This is a genomic window from Aliikangiella maris (assembly GCF_040719265.1).
Lineage (GTDB): Bacteria > Pseudomonadota > Gammaproteobacteria > Enterobacterales > Kangiellaceae > Aliikangiella > Aliikangiella maris.
Genome location: NZ_JBFDAH010000092.1, coordinates 1 through 1833, shown reverse-complemented (window position 1 = coordinate 1833; position 1833 = coordinate 1). Strand labels below are relative to the sequence as shown.

2 protein-coding genes and 1 pseudogene are annotated in these 1833 nt (G+C 35.6%); all 3 read right to left on the bottom strand.

Annotation, left to right across the window (positions count from 1 at the left end):
* Nucleotides 1-204: 204 nt before the first annotated feature.
* Nucleotides 205-513, bottom strand: coding sequence for a hypothetical protein (locus ABVT42_RS22180; protein ID WP_353898170.1), 309 nt, complete (start codon nt 511-513; stop codon nt 205-207).
* A gap of 39 nt (nt 514-552) precedes the next feature.
* Nucleotides 553-1302 (bottom strand): RHS repeat-associated core domain-containing protein, encoded by a 750-nt coding sequence (locus tag ABVT42_RS22175; RefSeq protein ID WP_367024515.1) that lies wholly within the window; start codon nt 1300-1302, stop codon nt 553-555.
* 14 nt (nt 1303-1316) lie between these two features.
* Nucleotides 1317-1706, bottom strand: a pseudogene (locus ABVT42_RS22475) (hypothetical protein); the annotation flags it as partial.
* Nucleotides 1707-1833 lie beyond the last annotated feature (127 nt).

Sequence of the window (1833 nt, the reverse complement as noted above, 5' to 3'; positions counted from 1 at the left end):
TGGTGACAAATTGGGTATCACCATTTTCCAGTTCTGTTTCTACAGTGGTAAAACTATTTAACTCTGCTGTTGAATAACCATAAATGACCGCATTAGATGTTTGATCTTTTTCTCCTAAATTTAATCCGTAGATATACCTTCCAGCTTGATGATAAAGTGTTTATATATTGTAAAATATACCCGACCCCTAATATTTTTATAATTTCACTTAACACAAACTATTTTTTTCATATTGATTAAACAGCTTTTTGAACCAGATTTTTTATTAAAGCTATCGCCAACATTAAGTTGGCCTTCCTTTAAACTAATACGTTCACTACTAAAGCTTTTTAATTCACCTTGTTCTTTGATTAATATCAAAGGCATACCATGATTCTTAGATTTCCAACTAATATCCACAACTACACCATTTGCACCAAAGTTTCTTGCCTTGTTATAATCCAAGTAAACATCTAAAACTATAATTAGTAATATAATAATAAGCGCAAAAAATATTGCGAATTTTACTTTCATAGTTAATCTCAATTAAATTAAAAATAAAATCCTTCAGGATTATTCACATTCACATGAAGAAGGGATACTTGAACTACCCAATACTGGCGTATATTCAGTTATTTGGCGAGAAATAGCTACCCCATCTGATGTTACTCCTCCTGATATACCATACCAACCACCTCCCCAGAAAAAAGATCCTGTAAAACCACCAAAAGAAAAGTTATACGAATCAAATCGACCACTCCAACTCCCTGCACCTCCATCTCCTGTATGAAATGCAAAATTAAACTCAGCAGTTCCACCAATATCCCATCCCCAACCTACTCCACTTACAATATAAGCATCAGAACTACCATCACTAAAAAATTGACCATTCATCCCTCCGACGACACCTCCTGCTGGCGTTATTGCAGAACCTCCAGCAAAAGAACCATAAGAATAGGAAAATAAATCACAACCATTTTTAATTCTCTCTCTTATTTTAGCTTGAACTTCTAGAGGTATCCCATACATTGGATCATCCATTCTAACTAAACCAGTTGGATCAAAATAATTAACCGGATCAGCAGCCACATACCCATAAATATTACTATCCCCACCCGCAAACCGAATCGGATCCTTACTCATCCACCGTCCAATACTCGCATCATAATCCCTCGCCCCAAACCGAGTCAGCCCCGTATCTCTATCATAAATACCACCAGCAAAACCAAACGGCTGAAATCCTGGATTCGTATCCAACGTGACATTACCAAACTCATCATAATCCATTTGTTGAACTACGTCACCATTAGCAATATCAACCACCAATAATGGGCTGCCTANTGAACTACGTCACCATTAGCAATATCAACCACCAATAATGGGCTGCCTAAATGATTAGAAATAATACGGTAAGTCTTAGTGCCTTTAATAAAGTAATCCGGTACATTAATTTTACTCCCATAAACAAATCGACTCACCACATTATTATTGCTATCAAGTTCTGCAATAGGATTCAGTTGGTCACTATATAAAAAGCCTTGAACTAATGTGTCGTTCACTTTTTTACCAATGCGTCTATCAGAGCCATCAATAATATAATCAATAGTCGTATTCGATGAATCACCCGGAATAACCACCTGCATCAAATTACCTAACACATCATATTGATAGCTAGTCGTTTTACTGGTATCCGTATGCGTTTTACTTTCCAGCTCTCCATTCTTGCTATATTCAAAAGTATAATGTGATTTCCCACATTAATGTCGAACCATTCAATCCTTTTCAGCCAAATTAACATGATCATTCAATTCTTCTTTATAACGTGAATTCGGGAAACTTAATTTTTCTGTAGAA